The sequence below is a fragment of the Lentzea nigeriaca genome, from assembly GCF_016907955.1.
GTDB lineage: Bacteria > Actinomycetota > Actinomycetes > Mycobacteriales > Pseudonocardiaceae > Lentzea > Lentzea nigeriaca.
This window is the reverse complement of the sequence record NZ_JAFBCX010000010.1, coordinates 189157-205727: the sequence shown is the minus strand read 5'-3', so window position 1 is coordinate 205727 and position 16571 is coordinate 189157. Positions and strand designations below refer to the sequence as shown.

The window sequence follows — 16571 nt, the reverse complement described above, 5'->3', positions numbered from 1 at the left end:
ATATCGGCGGAACGGGCGAACGGCAGGTGCCAGATCAATGACATCCGTTCAGCTCACGCCGACGTCGTTCCAGGACGAGCGGACGACGTTCGCCACGTCGGCTCCGAACAGGGCCTGGGCCGACGCGACGGTCGCCGCGGCCGCCTCGGCGAAGTCCGAGTTCACCCGGAGCCTGGTGGCGAGCGCGTCGTACCAGACCTTGCCCGCCTTCTCCCAGGCGTTGCCGCCCAGCCGGGTCGCCGTCAGGTAGAACGCCTTGTTGGGGATGCCGGAGTTGATGTGCACGCCGCCGTTGTCGTTGCGCGGGTTGCCGTCGTCGGGCAGGTCGACGTACGCGCGCATGTGGGCGGGCTGGCGGTCGAGCTGGTGGGCCGTGCCGGGGTCCTTCATCGACCGCAGCGCCACACCCTGCAGCTGCGTGCCGAGGATGCCCGCGCCGACGAGCCAGTCGGCCTGGTCGGCGGACTGGCCGAGCGCGTGCTGCTTGACCAGGGAGCCGAAGACGTCGGCCATCGACTCGTTGAGGGCGCCGGACTGCTTGCGGTAGCGCAGGCCCGCCGTGTACTGGACGACGCCGTGCGTGATTTCGTGGCCCACCACGGAGACGTCGCGGGCGAGAGCACCAGGCTGGAAGACCTTGCCGCTGCCGTCGCCGTAGACCATCTGCGTGCCGTCCCAGAACGCGTTGTCGAAGCCGCGGCCGAAGTGGACCGACGAGACGAGTTTGAGTCCGTTGCCGTCGACGCTGTGGCGGCCCAGCACGTCCCGGTAGAAGTCGTAGGTCTTGTCGGCGTTGTCGAACGCGTCGTTGACGGACGGGTCGCCCACGGCGCCGTCGCCTTCCTTGCGGCGCATGACGCCGGGCAGGTTGCGTTCGTCGCCGCCCTGGACGTCGTGCACCGCCTTGAACTCGCTGGCGGGTCCGCGCAGCTGCGCGGCGTTGAGGTCCAGGAACTGGACGGCCTGGGTGAGCGTGTCGCGCTGGGCTCGCAGGGCGGCCGAGGCGAGCAGGGTCGGGATGGTGTCGCGGATGTCGACGTTGCCGGCTTCCGCGAGCTCGATCAGCAGGTGGGCGGGCAGGATGAAGCAGACCATGGACGTGTTCCCCCTTCTTGTACCAGCAGAGAGGTCGGAATCGGCCCTGAAATACATGCGCAACTGAAGGTTGCGTTAGAGCGGCGGCCCGGCTAGGTTGATGCGCAACCGTTGGTTGCATATTGCCGGGAGGGTCCCATGGAGTTCGGAAGCATCGAACGGGAGCTGCGCATCGACGCGAGCCCCGAGGTCGTCTACGAGGTCGTCAGTTCCGCCGAGCACCTGCGCGAGTGGTGGCCCGACGACGCGGAGCTCGATCCGGTGCCCGGCGGCACCGGCAGGATCGTCTTCGGCGACCCTGCCTCGCCGGACGCGAAGGTCGAACAGCTGACCGTCGTCGAGGCCGACCCGCCCCGCCGGTTCGCGTTCCGCTGGGTGTACGAGGAGGGCAACTCGCTGCTCGTCACGATGGACATCGTCGAGGACGGCGACGGAACCCTGTTGCGCTTCAAGGAGACCGGCTTCCGCGAGCGCGGGTGGGAAGCCGCGGTGCTGGAGAAGGCCTACGCCGATCACGTCCAGGGCTGGGACCACTTCCTGCCGCGCCTGGTCACCTACGCCGAGAAGCTGGTCGCGCGACCATGATCGACGACGACCTGTGGTCCGCGGTCGGAGATCCGACGCGGCGGCGGATGCTCGACCTGCTGCTCGCCGACGGCGGCGGGACGGCGACCACGCTCAGCGATCAGCTGCCGGTCACCCGGCAGGCGGTGGCCAAGCATCTCGGCGTGCTCGACCGGGTCGGCCTGGTGCACGTGACGCCGGCGGGTCGTGAGCGCCGCTACGAGGTGGACGAGAACCAGCTGGCCCGCGCGGTCGCCCAGCTGTCGGCGGTCGGCGCCACCTGGGACGCCCGGCTGCAGCGGATCAAGCGGATCGCCGAGCGGATCCAGCGCGGCAAGGAACAAGGGGGAGAGTCATGACCACACGAACCGATCGCGGCTACACCACGTCGTACATCGTCGAGCAGTCGCCGGACGAGGTGTTCGCCGCCGTCCTGGACGTCCGCGCCTGGTGGACGGGGGAGGTCGAGGGGCGCGCCGACGAGGTGGGTGCCGAGTTCACCTACCGGCATCCGCCGCAGCACTACAGCCGTCAGCGCGTGACCGAGCTCGAACCAGGCCGCCGCGTGGTGTGGCGGGTCGTCGACAGCCACCTGTCGTTCGTCTCGGAACCCGCCGAGTGGACCGGCAGCGACGTCGTGTTCGACATCGTCCCCGCGGACGGTGGCACCGAACTGCGGTTCACGCACGTCGGCCTGGTGCCGGACGTCGAGTGCTACGACGCGTGCTCCACGGGCTGGCTGCACTACGTCAACGGCAGCCTGCGCAGCCTGATCACCACCGGACAGGGCCTGCCCGACCCCTGGTGATCAGCCGCGTACCCACTGCGTGACGACCGGGGTGCCGTCGCTCGCCGTCACCCGGACCCGGACCAGTCCGGACGGCACCTCGGTCACGGTGAACCAGCCATCGGTGAGAGGCGCCGCACGGCGTGAGTGCGGCGTCTCCACCACCGCCTCACCTTCGGCGCCGGTGACCAGCCCGCGAACGACGCCATCGCTGATCTCCAGGCTGACCGTCACCTGCTCGGACTCGAAGGTGAGCGTCACCGGTCCCTCGCCGCGCACCAAGGCCTCGGACCCGACGAGCTCGGCCAGTTCGGCGTCGATCCGCAACGCCAGCGCCGCGCTCGCGTCGCGGAGCACGCCCGCAGGGACCGGGTCGAACTCGTCGGCGGTGGCGCGCAGGACGTCGAGGAGGTCGTCGTCGTTCATGACCGTCTCTCCACCAGCGAGTCACCCCTGACCAGCGCTTTCAGTCGGCCCAGGCAGCGCTGCCGGACGGGGCCGATGCTGCCGACGGGCACGTCCAGGGCGAGCGCGACATCGGCGTACGAAGGCGGCGGCGACGCGATCAGTACGCGCAGCAGGCGGCGGCGACGCGATCAGTACGCGCAGCAGGCGGCGGCAGCGGTCCGGCAGTTCCTCGAACACCTGCCAGAGCTCTGGTCACCACGCGCGGCCGCGGCCACCAGCGGCGGTACGTCCATGCGGACATGATGCCCCGCGATCGGGCCGTGATTCGCTTCGCGACCCGCCGATGGTCGTGTTTGCGGAAATAGCCACCCGATTGCGTCGTTCCAGGTGCATTCTGTTATCCAACAGCTCAACCCGAGGACTGATGACCATGACGAGTGCGACCGCGTCCTCCCGGCACGACTGGGAATCGGACCTGGAGCGCTACCGGATCAGAGCGGTCCAGGTGCTCGACACGCACCTGCCCGCGACGACCGGCTGCACCGCGTGCGGCGACCCGTGGCCCTGCGCGCGTGCGTGCACAGCCGAACTGGTGCTCGAGCTCTGAGCAGCTCACGACTCCACCCGTGAGAGGAACGCCGCCACCCCGGTGACGATCCTCGCGGCCTGTTCTTCCCAGGTGATCGACTCGTGGAAACGCGAGCCGGGTCCCGCGCTCTTCTTTCCGCGCACGTACAGCGAGCACTGCAGGTCGGCGCACACGTAGGCGCCGACGGAGTTGCCCAGCTGTCCCGATTTCCCGGCCTTGCGCGCGGTCATCAGCGACACGCCGTCGCCCGAATGCGTGGTCAGGCACCACGCGCACATCGTCTTGCGGGCTCGTCCCGCCTGCGTCGCCCGGCGCAGCGCGACGCCGACGAGCCGTCCGTCCAGGTCGATCACGAGATACGACCGGTCCGGTGCGGCCGGGTCGCGCCAGCCGAGGAAGTCGAGGTCGTCCCACGGCCGTTCGGCGAGATCCCTGGGGACGTGCATGCGCTTCGCCTCGCCCTTGGTGGAATTGACGAAGGACGTGCGGATGTCGTGTTCGGTCAGCGGCTTCACGACCAGGGACGCTAGGCTTACCTAGAGGTCCTAGGCAAATTATTAAGGACTCTAGGAAGGTGGCGCATGGCACGCGCGGGGCTCACCGCCGACCGCCTCACGCAGGCGGCGGCGGAGCTGGCGGACGAGGTCGGCCTCGAGAACGTGACGGTGTCGGCGCTCGCCCGCCACTTCGGCGTGAAGGACGCCTCCCTCTACTCGCACATCCGCAACGCCCACGACCTGCGTGTCCGCCTCGCGGTGCTGGCACTGGCCGAGCTCGCGGACCGGGTAGCCGAGGCGATCGCGGGACGGTCCGGCAAGGACGCGCTGGTCGCCTTCGCCACCGCCTATCGGCGATATGCCCACGAGCACCCCGGCCGGTACGCGGCGACGCAGCTGGCGCTGGACCCGGACACCGCCGCGACCAGCGCCGCCGGCAAGCACGCCGAGATGACCCGTGCGATCCTGCGCGGCTACGACCTGTGGGAACCCCATCAGACCGACGCCGTGCGGCTGCTGCACAGCACGTTCCACGGCTACGTCTCGCTGGAACGCTCCGGGGCGTTCCACAGCCACCCGCGCGGGGTCGAGGCGTCGTGGACCCGTGCCGTCGACGCGCTCGACACCGTGCTGCGCTCCTGGCCCGCCTAGCTAGACGGGTCACCCTCCTTGATCGTCGTGGTGGCCGAGGTCACAGGCGCGGCCGGTTCAGCAGCCGGGACAGCACGATCGCGCTCTCGGTCCGTTGCACGGGAGCAGTGGAGCGCACGCGCTGGATGGCCTGCTCGAGGTGCGGGATGTCCCTGGCGAGCAGGTAGAGCATCGCGTCGGCGGCACCCGAGACGGTGCAGGCGTCGATGACCTCGGGGATGTCGTCCAGCGCCTGGCGCAGGTCGGCCGGCGTGGGGTTGCCCGCGCAGTAGACCTCGACGAACGCCTCGGTGTGCCAGGCCAGCGCCTGCGGGTCGACCAGCGCGGTGAAGCCCCGGATCGCCCCGGTCGCCACGAGGCGGTCGAGCCGTCGCTTGGCCGCGGACGGGGACAGTCCGGCGGCCTTGCCGATCTCGGCGTAGGTGGCACGGGCGTTGCGCACCACGCACCGGATGATCGCTTCGTCGATGACGTCCATGCCGGTGAGCATCAGGTGTGGCGCAAAAAAGCGCCATAGGGCCGCTGACTTTGCAGGAAACTCGCTGTGGTTCGCCGCAAATGACGATTGTTTGCGCAGGTCAGCTGACCCTACTCTTCCGGCTCATGACCATGAACGATGTCGAAGCGGCGGCGCTGGCCGCGGTGGATTCCGCGGCGATCGGCCGGTTGTTGCTGGAGCTTCTCGAGGTGCCGAGCGTGACGGGCAGCGCGGCGGAGTCGGAGTTGCAGCACGTGCTGGCCGGGCACCTGGAGCGGCTGGACCTCGACGTCGACCTGTGGTCGATGAACCTGCCCGAACTGCGGGCGCACGACGACTTCCCCGGTGGCGAGGCCCCGCGCGCGGAAGCCTGGGGCCTGGTCGGCAGCCGAGGACACGACGACGGGCCGGCGTTGATCCTGCAGGGCCACGTCGACGTCGTCCCTCCCGGTGACCTCGCGCAGTGGGAGGGTGATCCGTTCCGTCCGCGGGTCGTCGGGGAGGTGGTGCACGCCAGAGGTGCGTGCGACATGAAGGCCGGTGTGGTGGCGATCCTCGCCGCGCTGGCCGCGATCCGGGCGACCGACGTCCGGCTGCGGGGCCGGGTGGCCGCGCACTTCGTCGTCAGCGAGGAGGACGGCGGGCTCGGGGCGTTCGGCACGTTGCGGCGCGGCCACACCGGTGACGCCTGCATCATCACCGAACCGACCAGCGGCGCGCTCATGACCGCGAACGCCGGCGCGCTCACGTTCCGGATCGAGGTGCCCGGCCGGGCCACCCACGGCAGCACCAGGTACGCGGGGGTCAGCGCCATCGACGCCTACCTGCCGATCCACCACGCGCTGGCGCGGCTCGAAGCCCGTCGCAACGTCGGCGCCGACCCGTTGATGGCCGAGTACCCCGTGCCGTATCCGTTGTCGGTCGGCACCGTGCAGGCCGGTGACTGGGCCAGCAGCGTGCCCGACCTGCTGGTGGCCGAGGGACGGCTGGGCGTCGCGCTGGGAGAGGACCCCGCTCACGCGCGAGCTGATCTGGAGCAGTGCGTCGCGGAGGCGTGCGCGGCGGACCCGTGGCTGCGATCGCATCCCGCGACCGTGACGTGGCCCGGCGGCCAGTTCGCCAGCGGGCGGCTGCCCGCGGGACATCCGCTCGCGGCGCTCGTCGGTGCCGCCCACGCCGACGTCACTGGTGGGTCGAGGCCTGCCGAGCGAGGTGCTCCCTACGGCAGTGACCTGCGGCTGTACGCCGGGGCGGGGATTCCCACGCTGCAGTACGGGCCCGGTGACGTCCGGCTCGCGCACGGCCCGCGCGAACAGGTTCACGCCGGCGAGGTCGTCACCGTCACGCGGGCCCTGGTGCTGGCGACGCTGCGCGCGGTCGGGTGCCGCTAGTCCTTGCGCATGCCGCGCCACAGCAGGTCGGTCAGGGCCGCGGTCTCCCCGCGCCAGTCCTCGTCAGGGCCGAGATAGAGCAGCCCGGCGAGCCCTCGCAGCACCGTCTGCGGGTCGAGGCCGTCGCGGACGTTCCCGGCGTCGGCGTTCGCCTTGAGCAGGGTGGTGACGGCGCCGACCATCGCCTCGTACGCGCTCACCGGCAGCTGTCCGCGTGACCTGGTCGCGACGGTCAGCGCGTTGGCCAGGCCGCGCTTGCTCATCATGTAGTGCGCCAGGTAGTCGGTGGTCCAGACCCGGAAGGCCTCCTCGGGCTGGTACTCGGCGAGCAGGCGCGGCACGACGTTCACCAGGTGATCGACCTCGCGCTGGTAGACCGCGAGGATGAGCGCCTCGGGCGTCGGGAAGTGCCGGTACACCGTGCCGACGCCGACCTCGGCCTGTTTCGCGATGGCGTTGAACGACAGCTCCGCCGAGGACGACAGGGACTCCGCGGCCACCGCGAGGATGCGCTCGTGGTTGCGCCGCGTGTCCGCGCGTCGCGGGCTGACCGATCCTGTCATCGTGTCTCCGGTTTTCCGGGCTGGAGTGAACTCCAGGGTGCGAAGCGGATTCTAATCCGCTACCGTCGACGCGAGGAAGCGGATGAGTATCCGGTTCGACCGGCGACGAAAGAGATCCGGTGGACATCTCACTCGAAATCAACGGCAAGACCGAACGGCTGAACGTCGAGCCGGGCGTGACGCTGCTGGACGCGCTGCGCGAGCGCGTCGGCCTCACCGGCCCCAAGAAGGGCTGCGACCGGGGGCAGTGCGGCGCCTGCACTGTGCACGTCGACGGCCGCCCGGTGCTTTCGTGCCTGACCCTGGCCGCGACCGTGCGGCGTCCCGTCACCACGGTGGAAGGACTGTCCACAGAGGACGGCCTGCACCCGGTCCAGCGGGCGTTCGTCGACCAGGACGCGATGCAGTGCGGGTTCTGCACGTCCGGGCAGATCATGTCGGCGGTCGCCGCGGTGCGCGAGAACGCCGGCGACGTCCGGGAGTTCATGTCCGGCAACCTGTGCCGCTGTTCGGCGTACCCGAACATCGTCGCGGCCGTCGAGCAGGCGAGGACGGAGAGCGCCGATGCGACCGTTTGAGCTCACCGCACCCGCGACCGTCGACGCCGCGCTCGCGACACGGGGCACGTTCCTCGCCGGCGGCACCACGCTCGTCGACCTGATGAAGCTCAACGTGCTGACGCCCCAGCACGTTCTGGACATCAACGAGCTTCCGTTGCGCGGCATCGACACCTCCGACGGGCTGCGCGTCGGTGCGCTGGAGCGGATGGCCGACGTCGCCGCACACCCCGGTGTGTACCCGGCGATCTCCCGCGCCCTGCTGCTCAGCGCGTCACAGCAGCTGCGCAACATGGCCAGCATCGGCGGCAACCTGCTGCAACGCACCCGCTGCACGTACTTCCGCGACGTCGCCACCCCGTGCAACAAGCGCGAACCCGGCAGCGGCTGCCCGGCACTCGCCGGCGCCAACCGCATGCACGCCATCCTGGGCACCAGCGACCACTGCGTGGCGACGCACGCCAGCGACGTCGCGGTCGCCCTGGTGGCGCTCGACGCGGAGATCACGCTGCGCAGCGAGGACGGCGAACGGGTCGTCCCGCTGGCGGACTTCTACCGCCTGCCCGGCGACACCCCCGACGTCGAGAACGACCTGCGCTCCGGTGAGCTGATCACCGAGGTGTACGTCCCGCGCAAGGACTGGGCGGCGCACTCCACCTACGTCAAGGTGCGAGACCGGCAGTCCTACGAGTTCGCGCTGTGCTCGGCCGCGGTCGCCCTGGACGTCCGAGACGGGCACATCGCCGACGCCAGGGTCGCGGCGGGCGGCGTGGCCACCGTGCCGTGGCGGCTGCCCGCGGTCGAGGACGCCCTGCGGGGCGAACCGGCCACCCTCGCGTCGTTCGAGGAGGCCGCGGCGAAAGCGGCCGATGGCGCCAAGCCGTTGTCCGGCAACGCGTTCAAGGGATCCCTGCTCAAGCGGACGATCATCCGCGCACTGATCGAACTCACCGAGGGAGGCCGCGGATGACGAGCCGGGTGGACGCGCCGCTGAAAGTCACCGGCGAGGCGCGCTACGGGGCCGACCACACGTTGCCCGGCATGGTCTACGGGTACCTCGTGCTCAGCACGATCGCCCACGGCCGGATCGAGGCCATGGACGTCACGGCCGCCAAGAGCGCGCCCGGCGTGATCGGCGTGTACTCGCCGTTCGACCCGTTGGCGCTGCGCAGGCCGACGTCGCTCATCGGCGAGACGTGGGTTCCTCTGCAGGACAACGAGGTCGCCTACTACGGCCAGCCCATCGGGTTCGTCGTGGCGGAGACCTTCGAGCAGGCCAGGGACGCGGCGATGCTCGTCGAGGTCACCTACCACGCGCTGCCCGCCGTGACGTCGCTGCAGGACGGCCTGGCCACCGCCGAGGACGCGCCCCCGACGTTCGACGGATCGCCGTCGACGCAGGAGTTCCTCGCGCCCGGCGTCGAGTCGATCGACGACGCGCTCGCCGCGAGCCCGGTCGTCGTCGAGGCCACCTACAGCACGGCGCCGCAGAACCACGCCGCGATGGAACCGCACTCCGCCGTCGCGGTCTGGAACGACGGCGTCCTGACCGTCCACAGCGGCAACCAGGGATCGAACCTCCAGGCAGCGGAGCTGGCCGGCGCCCTGGAGATCGATCCGGAGCAGGTGCGCGCGGTGAACCCGTTCGTCGGTGGCGCGTTCGGCGGCAAGGGACGCACGTCCGCACCCGCGTTCCTCGCCGCGGCCGCAGCCAGGGCACTCGGCCGTCCGGTCAAGGCAGCCCTGACCAGGGAGCAGGTGTTCACCGCCACCGCCGGCCGGGCGGCGACCGTGCAGAAGCTCGCCCTCGGCGCCGACGAGCAGGGCACGCTGATCGCGTTGCGTCACGACTCGTTGTGCAGCACGGCGATGGACCGCTCGTTCGTCGAGCCGACCTCGCACGGCACGGCGCGGGAGTACTACGCCACGCAGAACCTGGCGCTGAGCCAGAAGATCGTGCCGCTGAACCTCCCGCCGACCACGTTCATGCGGGCTCCCGGCGAGGCCCCAGGCTCGTTCGCGCTGGAGAGCGCGATGGACGAGCTGGCCGTGGCCTTGCGCATGGATCCGATCGAGCTGCGGCTGCGCAACAACTCCACCGCGCCCATCGGCAAGAACCTGCAGTGGTCGAGCAAGCATCTCGACGAGTGCTTCCGCGTCGGCGCGGCCCGGTTCGGCTGGGCACAGCGCACCCCGCACGGCCGCGTCGACGGCGACTGGCTCGTCGGGATGGGCATGGCGAGCGCGCTGTTCCCCGCCCTGCGCTTCCCGGCCACCGTCGAGATCGTGCTGCGCGCTGACGGCACCGCCGTGGTCTCGACCAGCGGCACCGATCCGGGAACAGGTCTGCTGACGGTGCTGTCGCTGATCGGCGGCGAGTCCCTGGACATCCCGCCGGACCGCGTCACGCCGCGGCTGGGCGACTCGGCCTATCCGTCCGGCGGCATGTCCGCCGGTTCGACGGCCACCGCGAGCGCGGGCACCGCCATCATGATCGCGGCCGCCCAGCTGATCGACGACCTGCTCGCCCTCGCCTCGGCGCCGGGCGCGCCGTTCGACGGCGTCGAGGTGTCCTACGCGGAAGGCTGCGTGGTCGGTGACGGACGCTCGATGCCGTTCGGCGAGCTGCTGCGGGCGGTGGACCGCGAGTCGCTGTCCGCGACCGGGAGCTCGGCGCCCGGCGAGGAGCTCACCAAGCACTCGTTCAGCTCGTTCGGTGCCCAGTTCTGCGAGGTCAGGGTGCATCGGTGGACGCGAGAGGTGCGGGTGTCGCGGCTGCTCGGCGTGTTCGACGCGGGCCGGATCATCAACGAGAAGGCGGCACGCGGCCAGATCTCCGGCGGCATGATCTGGGGTGTGTCGGCGGCCCTGCACGAGAACCTGGAGTTCGAGGCGAACGGCCGCCCCGCCAACGGCGACTTCGCGGGCTACCTGATCCCGGTCAACGCGGACATCCCGGAGATCGACGCCGAGTTCCTGCGTTATCCGGACACCCTGCACAACGCCGTCGGCGCCAGGGGCATCGGCGAGATCGGCATCGTGGGGGTGGCCGCGGCGATCGCGAACGCGGTCTACAACGCCACCGGCATCCGGGTCCGGCACATCCCGATCACCATCGAGGACCTGCTGGTCGACTGACCCGCTCCAGCAGAGCCCGGGCGTGTCCGACGACCCGCGGATGCGTCTGGGCTCGGGCGATCTCGTCGAGGCAGGCCACGACCGCGTCCGGAACCACGGGGCCGGTGCACAACCGGTCGACCTCCTGCAGCTGGTGCAGCAGCTCCACGGGGTCGCCGGTCGCCGCGGCGCGGGCGAGGTCGTCCGCGGCGTCGCTCAGCGCGGTGACGCTGGTGCGTTCGTTGCGCGCCCGCAGCAGCGTGGCCTCGACGATGTCGACGGCCGACCGGGACGGGTCGCGCGCGGCCTGGTTGTAGACGCGCTGGGTCGTCTCGACCGAGGCGTGCCCGACGTCGGCCTGCACGTGCGTCATGTCGGCGCCGCCCTCAGCGGCGCTGGTGACGTAGAAGTGCCGCACGACGTGCGGCCCGAGAGCATTGGCCACGTCGGCCAGCTCCGGCCCGCCCGCCGCGGCGACCCGGCGCAGCAACGCCCAGATGTCGCGGGGGTTCATCCGGCCGCCGTCCCGCGTGACGATCAGCGGGGCGCTGTGCGAGGCAACCTGGTGCGGCAGCGACAGCACCGAGGCCCGTGACCAGCGATCCCGTTCCGCCAGGTAGGCGGTCAGCGCGTTGTCGGCGAGCTCGGACAAGTACACGACGCGGGACTTGCCGCCCTTGCCCAGCACCCGCAGCGCCTTGCGTCCCCGGTTCTGGTGCAGGTCACCCCGGTTCAGCCCGGTCACTTCACCGACCCGCAGCCCGAGCGTGAACAGGGCGGTCAGCGCCACCGCCCGCAACGCCATCAGCTCGCTCACACCGCGCCGCACCCGTGCCGCGGTGTGCAGCAACAGCTCCACCTGCCCCGCAGTCAGGACCACCGTGGCCGACGTGTCGTGGCTGCGGCTGAGCCCCAGGCCCGACCGGTCGAAACTGGTCGGATCACCCGGCACGGCCCCGTGCTCCCACAGGTAGCCGTAGAGCTTGCCCACCACCGCCAGCCGGTGCGCGCGGGTCGACTTGGGCACCCCGGCGTGCGCGAGTTCCTGCTGCCACTGCTTGACGTCCGTCGACGTCACCGCGAGCGGGTGCAGACGGGCCTGGTCGCACCACCGGAACCACGCGAGGTGCCGGAACTTGCCCGTACGCACCGGGGGAGCGGCTCTCGAGGGCCGTGGTGAGGGCTCCGGGGTGAGCGAGGTGACCCACGTGCGGCTGATGCCCAGCGCGTCGGCATAGGACAGGCGGGTGGCGCGCGAGGTGTAGCCGAGCAGCCAGTCACGCAGCAGCCGTTCCAGCTCGGCGAGCTCGCTGAACAACGCCGAGGGCAGGTCCATCGCACCGGGCGCCGGCACCGTCAGCTCGCCATGATCCACAGGCGTCACCGTACTCACGTGGGATCGCCCGCGATGTCGTCCGCCTGTTCCGGTGCGGGCTGCCGCAGCTGTTCGACCAGGTCACGCAACCGCCGCAGCTCCTCGGCGTCCCGCTCGGCCTGGGTGCGCAGCGTCTCGTAGCTGTCCTGCTGCAGTCGCGCGCGCTGTTCGAACGCGGCCGCGACGGTAGTGAGGGAGCTGTCGTAAGCGGTCTTCAACGCGGCCATCTCGTCGGCCCGGCCGCGCTGCAGCCGCTCGAGCTCGTCGCGGTGTGCGGTGCGGGCCTGGTCCAGCCGGCCGCTGAACGCCTCTCGTTCAGCGGCGAACCGTTGGCGCTCTTCGCCGAGTTGCTGCTGGACCACCGCGAGCTCGGCCGTGAGGCGGGCGGTGTTCTCCCTGGCGTGGGCGGCTTGTTCGTGGGCCAAGGCGACGCGGGTGTCGGCTGCCTGTGCGGTGGCGGCTTCGCGGGCCGCTGCCTCGGCTGCACGGTGTTCGGCGGCGTCACGTTGGGCCTGCATGCGGTCGCGGGCGCGGTAGGCCTCCACGCGGGCCTGTTCGGCGGCGTCGCGGGTCTTGAGTGCCGCGGTTTCGGCCGCGCGGGCGTCGGCGGCCTGTCGCAGTGCCTCGTCCCTGGCCAGTTCGGCGGCGTGGGCGGCTTCCAGTGCCCGGTCGCGTTGTTCCAGGGCTTCGCGGGCGTCGGCCTCGGCGGTCTCGGCGCGGGCGATCAGGTTCTCCCGCACGGCGTCGAGGTCCGCGCGCGCCGCTGTCATCGCCTCCAGAAGGGCGTTGAGCGGTTCCCAGGCCTCGTCCAGCTGCTCAGCGAGGTCCGCGGCGGACTGCCTGATCGACACCACCTCGCCGCCGGCGAGGTCGGTTGCTCTCGCGGCGGCGCGTTGCAGCTTTGCCTGCGCCTGGCAGTCCTTGCCGTCGGCCCAGCAGTAGAGCGGAGGGCGGCCCGTGGGCTTCCTGGCCGACACCGGTGCGCCGCAGAACCGGCAGGGCCGCGTTCGCATGGCCTGACCTGCGGTTTCGAGAACTTCCATCACCCGCGCAGCCTAACATAGTTAGTGTTTCCAGATTCAGAAACGGCTAACTGTTTCTGGAACCGTCAACCTGTGGAGGAGGTTACCGAGATAAGTGTCATTATGTCGGCAAGGTATGCATAGGCAAATCTGCCACGATGGCGGTGCCCTGAACCTGTGGGCGAGAACTAGGGGGTCGTCACAGTGACGAAAGAGCGGGTGGGGTGAAGGGACCCCGGCCCACAGGCTCTCGTGGCCTGAGGTGTCGCGACGAGTGGTGTCACAAGGTCGACACACCGGCGATCTGTTGTCGGTTCACGTGTGGCGCCACAAACATCAAGACGACCACCCGGACTGTGAAAACTGCGGCTGAAGCGACGACGTAGGCTGATCGTCGATGGACGAGCTGAAGGGCGACTGCGCCAACTGCTTCGGGTTGTGCTGCGTCGCGCTGCCGTTCGCGAAGTCGGCCGACTTCGCGGCCACCAAGGACGCCGGGACGCCGTGCCGCAACCTGCTGGCCGACCACCGCTGCGGCATCCACGACCAGTTGCGGCAGAAGGGGTATCCCGGCTGCACGGTCTACGACTGCTTCGGTGCTGGTCAGCGCGTGTCGCAGCAGGTGTTCGGTGGCGTCGACTGGCGTACCGGTGAGCGGCGGAAGATGTTCGCGGTGTTCCCCGTCGTGCGGCAGCTGCACGAGCTGCTCTGGTATCTCGCCGAGGCTCGTCGCCTCGACCCGCACGCGGATCTCGACGAGGCGTTCGCCGAGGTCGAGCGGCACACCGTCGCCGGGCCGGACGACATCCTCGCGCTGGACGTGCCGGAGATCCGCGCGAAGGTGAACGTGTTGCTGTTGCGCACGAGCGAGCGGCTGCGGACGAGCGCGAAGTCGTACCGGGGTGCTGACCTGATCGGTGCGCGGTTGCGGAACAGGAACCTGAGCAACGCCGACTTCCGCGGCGCGTACCTGATCGGTGCGGATCTCACGAACGCGGACCTGTCGCGGGCGGACATGATCGGTGCCGACCTGCGGGGCGCGGAGTTGTCGGGTGCGGACCTGAGCACGTGCCTGTTCCTGACGCAGCCGCAGGTCAACGCGGCGCGTGGGGACGCGCGGACGAAGCTTCCCGCGGCGTTGACCCGGCCGTCGCACTGGAGTGCGGGCAAGCGCCGCTGAAGCTGTCAGGGCGGTGTCAGCGGCCGCTGCGAGAGTGCTGATCATGAAGAAGGCACTGCTGTTCGTCGCGGCCGTGGTGGCGGGGCTGCTCGCTCCCGGCGTCGCGCACGCCGAGACCCCGCCGGGGTGTGCGTCGGCCTACCAGCTCGGGCCGACCGCGCACGTGAAGATGGGCGGGCAGACCGCCGCGTCGGTGAAGCAGTTCGCGGGGTGCGGCAAGAACTGGAGCTATGTGTTCGTGTGGGCGGACTGGGCCGCCAAGTACGACCTCTTCCACGTCACGGCCTCTGTGGTCACGACCAGCGACAACAAGGATCACGGCAAGGTGATCGGCCGGCTCGACCAGCGTGAGGTGTGGTCGTCGCCGGCGAACACGACCGGCCGGTGCACGCGTGCGCTCGGTGTGGTGTCGCTGGGTGAGGACGGCTGGAGCGCTTACACCAACCGGGATTGCTGATTGCTCGTGGGGAGTGCGGCGGTCGGACGCACCCGGCGGGTCAGACGGACAGGCGTTGCTGGGCGACCGCGCGAGCGAAGCCCTCGACGTTGTCGATCATGATGTTGTGGCCGGTGTTCGGCACGGAGATGACCTGGACACCGGCCGCGGCGAGTTCGCGGGCACCGCTGGGCGGTGCGTCCTCCGGGTGCAGGAAGACCCGCGGGATCTCCAGTTCCAGCAACAGTTTCCGCATCGTCGGCGACGTGCCGCGGACGAGGTCGACGGCGCTGCGGTAGAGGGCTTCGCGGCCTGCCATGCGCATGGTGGCCGCCCAGTGCGGGCCGACGTCGCGCAGTACGCGTTCGAAGCCGTGGGACAGGAAGTCGGCTTCGCCGTAGGCGGCGATGCCCCGGCTGCCGGGTGCGCCGAGCGCCGGTGTGGCGGGGTCGACGTGGGGGTCGACGAGGACGAGCGAGCGGACCATCTCGGGGTGGCGTGCGGCGAGCACGATGGCGACGGCGCCGCCCATGCTGTGGCCGATGATCTCGCTGCGGCGCAGGCCGATCTTGGCGAGCGCGACCGCGAGGGCGTCGGCGTGGCCTTCCAGCGAGTAGGCGAAGCCGGCGGGGCGGTCGCTGATGCCGAAGCCGAGCATGTCCATCATCAGGCTGCGGCGGCCGGCGAGCAGCGGGTGCGCGACGGCTTCGGCGTAGTAGGGCGCCGACGAGGCGCCGAGGCCGTGCAGGTAGACGCGGGCGGGCGTGGCACCCGGTACTTCGACCCAGCGGATCCGGACCCCAGGTCTGATCTCGACGGCGCGCATGTCTCTCCCCGCGTGACTCGGCTTCCGGACCCTACCTCGGGTTCACGGGAAGTGAGACCGGTTTCGAGAGCCGGTTCTCATCTGGTGAACCGTGAGGTGTGCGCGTGAATCCTATTGCCGCGCGGAGGGCGTGATCGCGCTCCCCCTCGCTATCGCGAGAAGCGCCAGGGTGTCGGCGTCGGGGGATCCCGGTGGGGCGCTGTAGAGCACGAGGTGCTGATCGCGGTCGGTGATCTGGAGCGAGTCGCAGTCGACGGTGATCTCGCCGACGACCGGGTGCTGGAACGTCTTGGTGAGCACGGGTGCGGCCTGCACGTCGTGCCGTTCCCACAGGCGCGCGAAGTCGGGGCTGGCGGCGCGGAGCTCGTCGACGAGACCGGTCACCGCGGGGTCGGCCGGGTAGCGGGCGACGGTGGAGCGCAGCTGCATGACGACGTGATGGCGGAACTCGGCGGCGTCGGAGATCCCGTACAGCGCGGTGTCCGGTCGTTGCGGTCCGAGGAACGCGCGGCGCGCGAGGTTGCGGTCGTGCGGGGCGAGCGCGGCGAAGTCCTCCATGAGGGCGGCGGCGAGATCGTTCCACGCGAGCACCTCGAACGCGGCGGAGATCACGAACGCGGCGGTCTGCGGCAGCCGCTCGAGCAGCGCGAGAATGCTCGGGCGGACGTCGCGCCGGAGTGTCCTGGTGCGGGCCGGTGCGGTGCCGGCGAGGACGTGCAGGTGGTCGGACTCGGCATCGGTGAGCCGCAGCGCCGCGGCGAGCCCGGCCAGGACCTCGCCCGACGGCCGCGGCGCCCGGCCCTGTTCGAGCCGGACGTAGTACTCGGTGGAGATGTGCGCGAGCACCGCGACCTCCTCGCGGCGCAGGCCCGGCGTGCGGCGGCGTGGCCCGGCGGGCAGGCCGACGTCCTGCGGCTGGAGCCGTTCGCGGCGGCTGCGGAGAAACCCTGCGAGCTCCTGCTTGTCCATACGCCGAGTCTGCCCGGTGCGGGGCGGCGGATCCTGGTACCGGTTGTGCCTGCATCCGGCCCGGGC

21 protein-coding genes are annotated in these 16571 nt (G+C 70.7%); 12 read left to right on the top strand and 9 right to left on the bottom strand.

Going from position 1 to position 16571, the window contains the following annotated elements:
* Window positions 1–48 precede the first annotated feature (48 nt).
* Window positions 49–1095, bottom strand: coding sequence for a M4 family metallopeptidase (locus tag JOD27_RS30980; protein WP_204765831.1), 1047 nt, complete (start codon window positions 1093–1095; stop codon window positions 49–51).
* Window positions 1096–1233: 138 nt separating this feature from the next.
* On the opposite strand from JOD27_RS30980, the gene JOD27_RS30975 reads away from it, so the two are divergent.
* Genes JOD27_RS30975 through JOD27_RS30965 form a run of 3 tightly spaced genes read left to right on the top strand, consistent with a single transcriptional unit; the run spans window position 1234 to window position 2467 of the window.
* Complete coding sequence (locus JOD27_RS30975) at window positions 1234–1680, top strand: SRPBCC domain-containing protein (RefSeq protein WP_204765830.1); 447 nt, start codon at window positions 1234–1236, stop codon at window positions 1678–1680.
* Complete coding sequence (locus tag JOD27_RS30970) at window positions 1677–2018, top strand: ArsR/SmtB family transcription factor (protein WP_204765829.1); 342 nt, start codon at window positions 1677–1679, stop codon at window positions 2016–2018. The genes JOD27_RS30975 and JOD27_RS30970 overlap by 4 nt, the downstream gene beginning before the upstream one ends.
* A complete protein-coding gene (locus JOD27_RS30965; RefSeq protein ID WP_204765828.1) occupies window positions 2015–2467 on the top strand; it encodes an SRPBCC family protein in 453 nt (150 codons plus the stop codon). The genes JOD27_RS30970 and JOD27_RS30965 overlap by 4 nt, the downstream gene beginning before the upstream one ends.
* Here the strand turns inward: JOD27_RS30965 and JOD27_RS30960 are convergent, their stop codons facing one another.
* Window positions 2468–2872: a hypothetical protein gene (locus JOD27_RS30960; RefSeq protein ID WP_204765827.1), complete on the bottom strand. Its 405-nt coding sequence runs from the start codon at window positions 2870–2872 to the stop codon at window positions 2468–2470. It abuts the gene before it with no gap.
* A gap of 75 nt (window positions 2873–2947) precedes the next feature.
* Between JOD27_RS30960 and JOD27_RS30955 the strand changes: the two genes are divergently transcribed.
* Both JOD27_RS30955 and JOD27_RS30950 read left to right on the top strand, forming a co-directional pair.
* Window positions 2948–3157 (top strand): hypothetical protein, encoded by a 210-nt coding sequence (locus tag JOD27_RS30955; RefSeq protein ID WP_204765826.1) that lies wholly within the window; start codon window positions 2948–2950, stop codon window positions 3155–3157.
* A gap of 127 nt (window positions 3158–3284) precedes the next feature.
* A complete protein-coding gene (locus JOD27_RS30950) occupies window positions 3285–3461 on the top strand; it encodes a hypothetical protein (protein ID WP_204765825.1) in 177 nt (58 codons plus the stop codon).
* A 5-nt stretch (window positions 3462–3466) separates the two neighbouring features.
* On the opposite strand, the gene JOD27_RS30945 is transcribed toward JOD27_RS30950, so the two are convergent.
* Entirely contained in the window at window positions 3467–3958 is a 492-nt protein-coding gene (locus JOD27_RS30945) for an FBP domain-containing protein (protein ID WP_204765824.1), read from the bottom strand.
* Between the two features lie 66 nt (window positions 3959–4024).
* On the opposite strand from JOD27_RS30945, the gene JOD27_RS30940 reads away from it, so the two are divergent.
* Window positions 4025–4591 (top strand): TetR/AcrR family transcriptional regulator, encoded by a 567-nt coding sequence (locus JOD27_RS30940; protein WP_204765823.1) that lies wholly within the window; start codon window positions 4025–4027, stop codon window positions 4589–4591.
* A 40-nt stretch (window positions 4592–4631) separates the two neighbouring features.
* On the opposite strand, the gene JOD27_RS30935 is transcribed toward JOD27_RS30940, so the two are convergent.
* Window positions 4632–5069 carry an Lrp/AsnC family transcriptional regulator gene (locus JOD27_RS30935; protein WP_204765822.1) on the bottom strand — a complete coding sequence of 146 codons (438 nt, stop codon included), beginning with the start codon at window positions 5067–5069 and terminating at the stop codon, window positions 4632–4634.
* Window positions 5070–5194: 125 nt separating this feature from the next.
* Here JOD27_RS30935 and JOD27_RS30930 point away from each other — a divergent pair, with 125 nt between their 5' ends.
* On the top strand, window positions 5195–6460 hold the full coding sequence (locus JOD27_RS30930) for an ArgE/DapE family deacylase (RefSeq protein WP_204765821.1): 1266 nt from the start codon (window positions 5195–5197) through the stop codon (window positions 6458–6460).
* Here JOD27_RS30930 and JOD27_RS30925 read toward each other — a convergent pair.
* A complete protein-coding gene (locus JOD27_RS30925) occupies window positions 6457–7023 on the bottom strand; it encodes a TetR/AcrR family transcriptional regulator (RefSeq protein WP_204765820.1) in 567 nt (188 codons plus the stop codon). The genes JOD27_RS30930 and JOD27_RS30925 overlap by 4 nt on opposite strands.
* 119 nt (window positions 7024–7142) lie before the next feature.
* On the opposite strand from JOD27_RS30925, the gene JOD27_RS30920 reads away from it, so the two are divergent.
* The 3 genes from JOD27_RS30920 to JOD27_RS30910 are packed head-to-tail and all read left to right on the top strand — an operon-like array spanning window position 7143 to window position 10718.
* Window positions 7143–7601, top strand: a complete 459-nt coding sequence (locus tag JOD27_RS30920; protein ID WP_204765819.1) for a (2Fe-2S)-binding protein — start codon at window positions 7143–7145, stop codon at window positions 7599–7601.
* On the top strand, window positions 7588–8550 hold the full coding sequence (locus tag JOD27_RS30915; protein WP_204765818.1) for an FAD binding domain-containing protein: 963 nt from the start codon (window positions 7588–7590) through the stop codon (window positions 8548–8550). Before JOD27_RS30920 ends, JOD27_RS30915 begins: the two co-directional genes overlap by 14 nt.
* Window positions 8547–10718, top strand: coding sequence for a xanthine dehydrogenase family protein molybdopterin-binding subunit (locus tag JOD27_RS30910; protein WP_204765817.1), 2172 nt, complete (start codon window positions 8547–8549; stop codon window positions 10716–10718). The genes JOD27_RS30915 and JOD27_RS30910 overlap by 4 nt, the downstream gene beginning before the upstream one ends.
* Here the strand turns inward: JOD27_RS30910 and JOD27_RS30905 are convergent.
* Together JOD27_RS30905 and JOD27_RS30900 are read right to left on the bottom strand one after the other, a co-directional pair.
* Window positions 10690–12072, bottom strand: coding sequence for a tyrosine-type recombinase/integrase (locus JOD27_RS30905; protein ID WP_307830423.1), 1383 nt, complete (start codon window positions 12070–12072; stop codon window positions 10690–10692). The genes JOD27_RS30910 and JOD27_RS30905 overlap by 29 nt on opposite strands.
* 14 nt (window positions 12073–12086) lie before the next feature.
* Window positions 12087–13085, bottom strand: coding sequence for a coiled-coil domain-containing protein (locus JOD27_RS30900; protein WP_204765816.1), 999 nt, complete (start codon window positions 13083–13085; stop codon window positions 12087–12089).
* A gap of 406 nt (window positions 13086–13491) precedes the next feature.
* Between JOD27_RS30900 and JOD27_RS30895 the strand changes: the two genes are divergently transcribed.
* Window positions 13492–14274 carry a pentapeptide repeat-containing protein gene (locus tag JOD27_RS30895; RefSeq protein WP_204765815.1) on the top strand — a complete coding sequence of 261 codons (783 nt, stop codon included), beginning with the start codon at window positions 13492–13494 and terminating at the stop codon, window positions 14272–14274.
* Between the two features lie 43 nt (window positions 14275–14317).
* Window positions 14318–14731: a hypothetical protein gene (locus JOD27_RS30890; protein ID WP_204765814.1), complete on the top strand. Its 414-nt coding sequence runs from the start codon at window positions 14318–14320 to the stop codon at window positions 14729–14731.
* A gap of 40 nt (window positions 14732–14771) precedes the next feature.
* Here the strand turns inward: JOD27_RS30890 and JOD27_RS30885 are convergent, their stop codons facing one another.
* Both JOD27_RS30885 and JOD27_RS30880 read right to left on the bottom strand, forming a co-directional pair.
* Window positions 14772–15536, bottom strand: a complete 765-nt coding sequence (locus JOD27_RS30885) for an alpha/beta fold hydrolase (RefSeq protein ID WP_204765813.1) — start codon at window positions 15534–15536, stop codon at window positions 14772–14774.
* A gap of 111 nt (window positions 15537–15647) precedes the next feature.
* On the bottom strand, window positions 15648–16505 hold the full coding sequence (locus tag JOD27_RS30880) for a helix-turn-helix transcriptional regulator (protein ID WP_204765812.1): 858 nt from the start codon (window positions 16503–16505) through the stop codon (window positions 15648–15650).
* Between the last annotated feature and the right edge of the window lie 66 nt (window positions 16506–16571).

Bases quoted from the DNA above. Each gene is read 5' to 3' on its own strand.
- JOD27_RS30885 (WP_204765813.1), bottom strand. From the start codon at position 15,536: ATGCGCGCCGTCGAGATCAGACCTGGGGTCCGGATCCGCTGGGTCGAA.
- JOD27_RS30880 (WP_204765812.1), bottom strand. From the start codon at position 16,505: ATGGACAAGCAGGAGCTCGCAGGGTTTCTCCGCAGCCGCCGCGAACGG.
- JOD27_RS30970 (WP_204765829.1), top strand. From the start codon at position 1,677: ATGATCGACGACGACCTGTGGTCCGCGGTCGGAGATCCGACGCGGCGG.
- JOD27_RS30890 (WP_204765814.1), top strand. From the start codon at position 14,318: ATGAAGAAGGCACTGCTGTTCGTCGCGGCCGTGGTGGCGGGGCTGCTC.
- JOD27_RS30940 (WP_204765823.1), top strand. From the start codon at position 4,025: ATGGCACGCGCGGGGCTCACCGCCGACCGCCTCACGCAGGCGGCGGCG.
- JOD27_RS30910 (WP_204765817.1), top strand. From the start codon at position 8,547: ATGACGAGCCGGGTGGACGCGCCGCTGAAAGTCACCGGCGAGGCGCGC.
- JOD27_RS30960 (WP_204765827.1), bottom strand. From the start codon at position 2,872: ATGAACGACGACGACCTCCTCGACGTCCTGCGCGCCACCGCCGACGAG.
- JOD27_RS30950 (WP_204765825.1), top strand. From the start codon at position 3,285: ATGACGAGTGCGACCGCGTCCTCCCGGCACGACTGGGAATCGGACCTG.
- JOD27_RS30975 (WP_204765830.1), top strand. From the start codon at position 1,234: ATGGAGTTCGGAAGCATCGAACGGGAGCTGCGCATCGACGCGAGCCCC.
- JOD27_RS30965 (WP_204765828.1), top strand. From the start codon at position 2,015: ATGACCACACGAACCGATCGCGGCTACACCACGTCGTACATCGTCGAG.
- JOD27_RS30930 (WP_204765821.1), top strand. From the start codon at position 5,195: ATGACCATGAACGATGTCGAAGCGGCGGCGCTGGCCGCGGTGGATTCC.
- JOD27_RS30895 (WP_204765815.1), top strand. From the start codon at position 13,492: ATGGACGAGCTGAAGGGCGACTGCGCCAACTGCTTCGGGTTGTGCTGC.
- JOD27_RS30955 (WP_204765826.1), top strand. From the start codon at position 2,948: ATGCTGCCGACGGGCACGTCCAGGGCGAGCGCGACATCGGCGTACGAA.
- JOD27_RS30900 (WP_204765816.1), bottom strand. From the start codon at position 13,085: ATGCGAACGCGGCCCTGCCGGTTCTGCGGCGCACCGGTGTCGGCCAGG.
- JOD27_RS30935 (WP_204765822.1), bottom strand. From the start codon at position 5,069: ATGGACGTCATCGACGAAGCGATCATCCGGTGCGTGGTGCGCAACGCC.
- JOD27_RS30915 (WP_204765818.1), top strand. From the start codon at position 7,588: ATGCGACCGTTTGAGCTCACCGCACCCGCGACCGTCGACGCCGCGCTC.
- JOD27_RS30925 (WP_204765820.1), bottom strand. From the start codon at position 7,023: ATGACAGGATCGGTCAGCCCGCGACGCGCGGACACGCGGCGCAACCAC.
- JOD27_RS30980 (WP_204765831.1), bottom strand. From the start codon at position 1,095: ATGGTCTGCTTCATCCTGCCCGCCCACCTGCTGATCGAGCTCGCGGAA.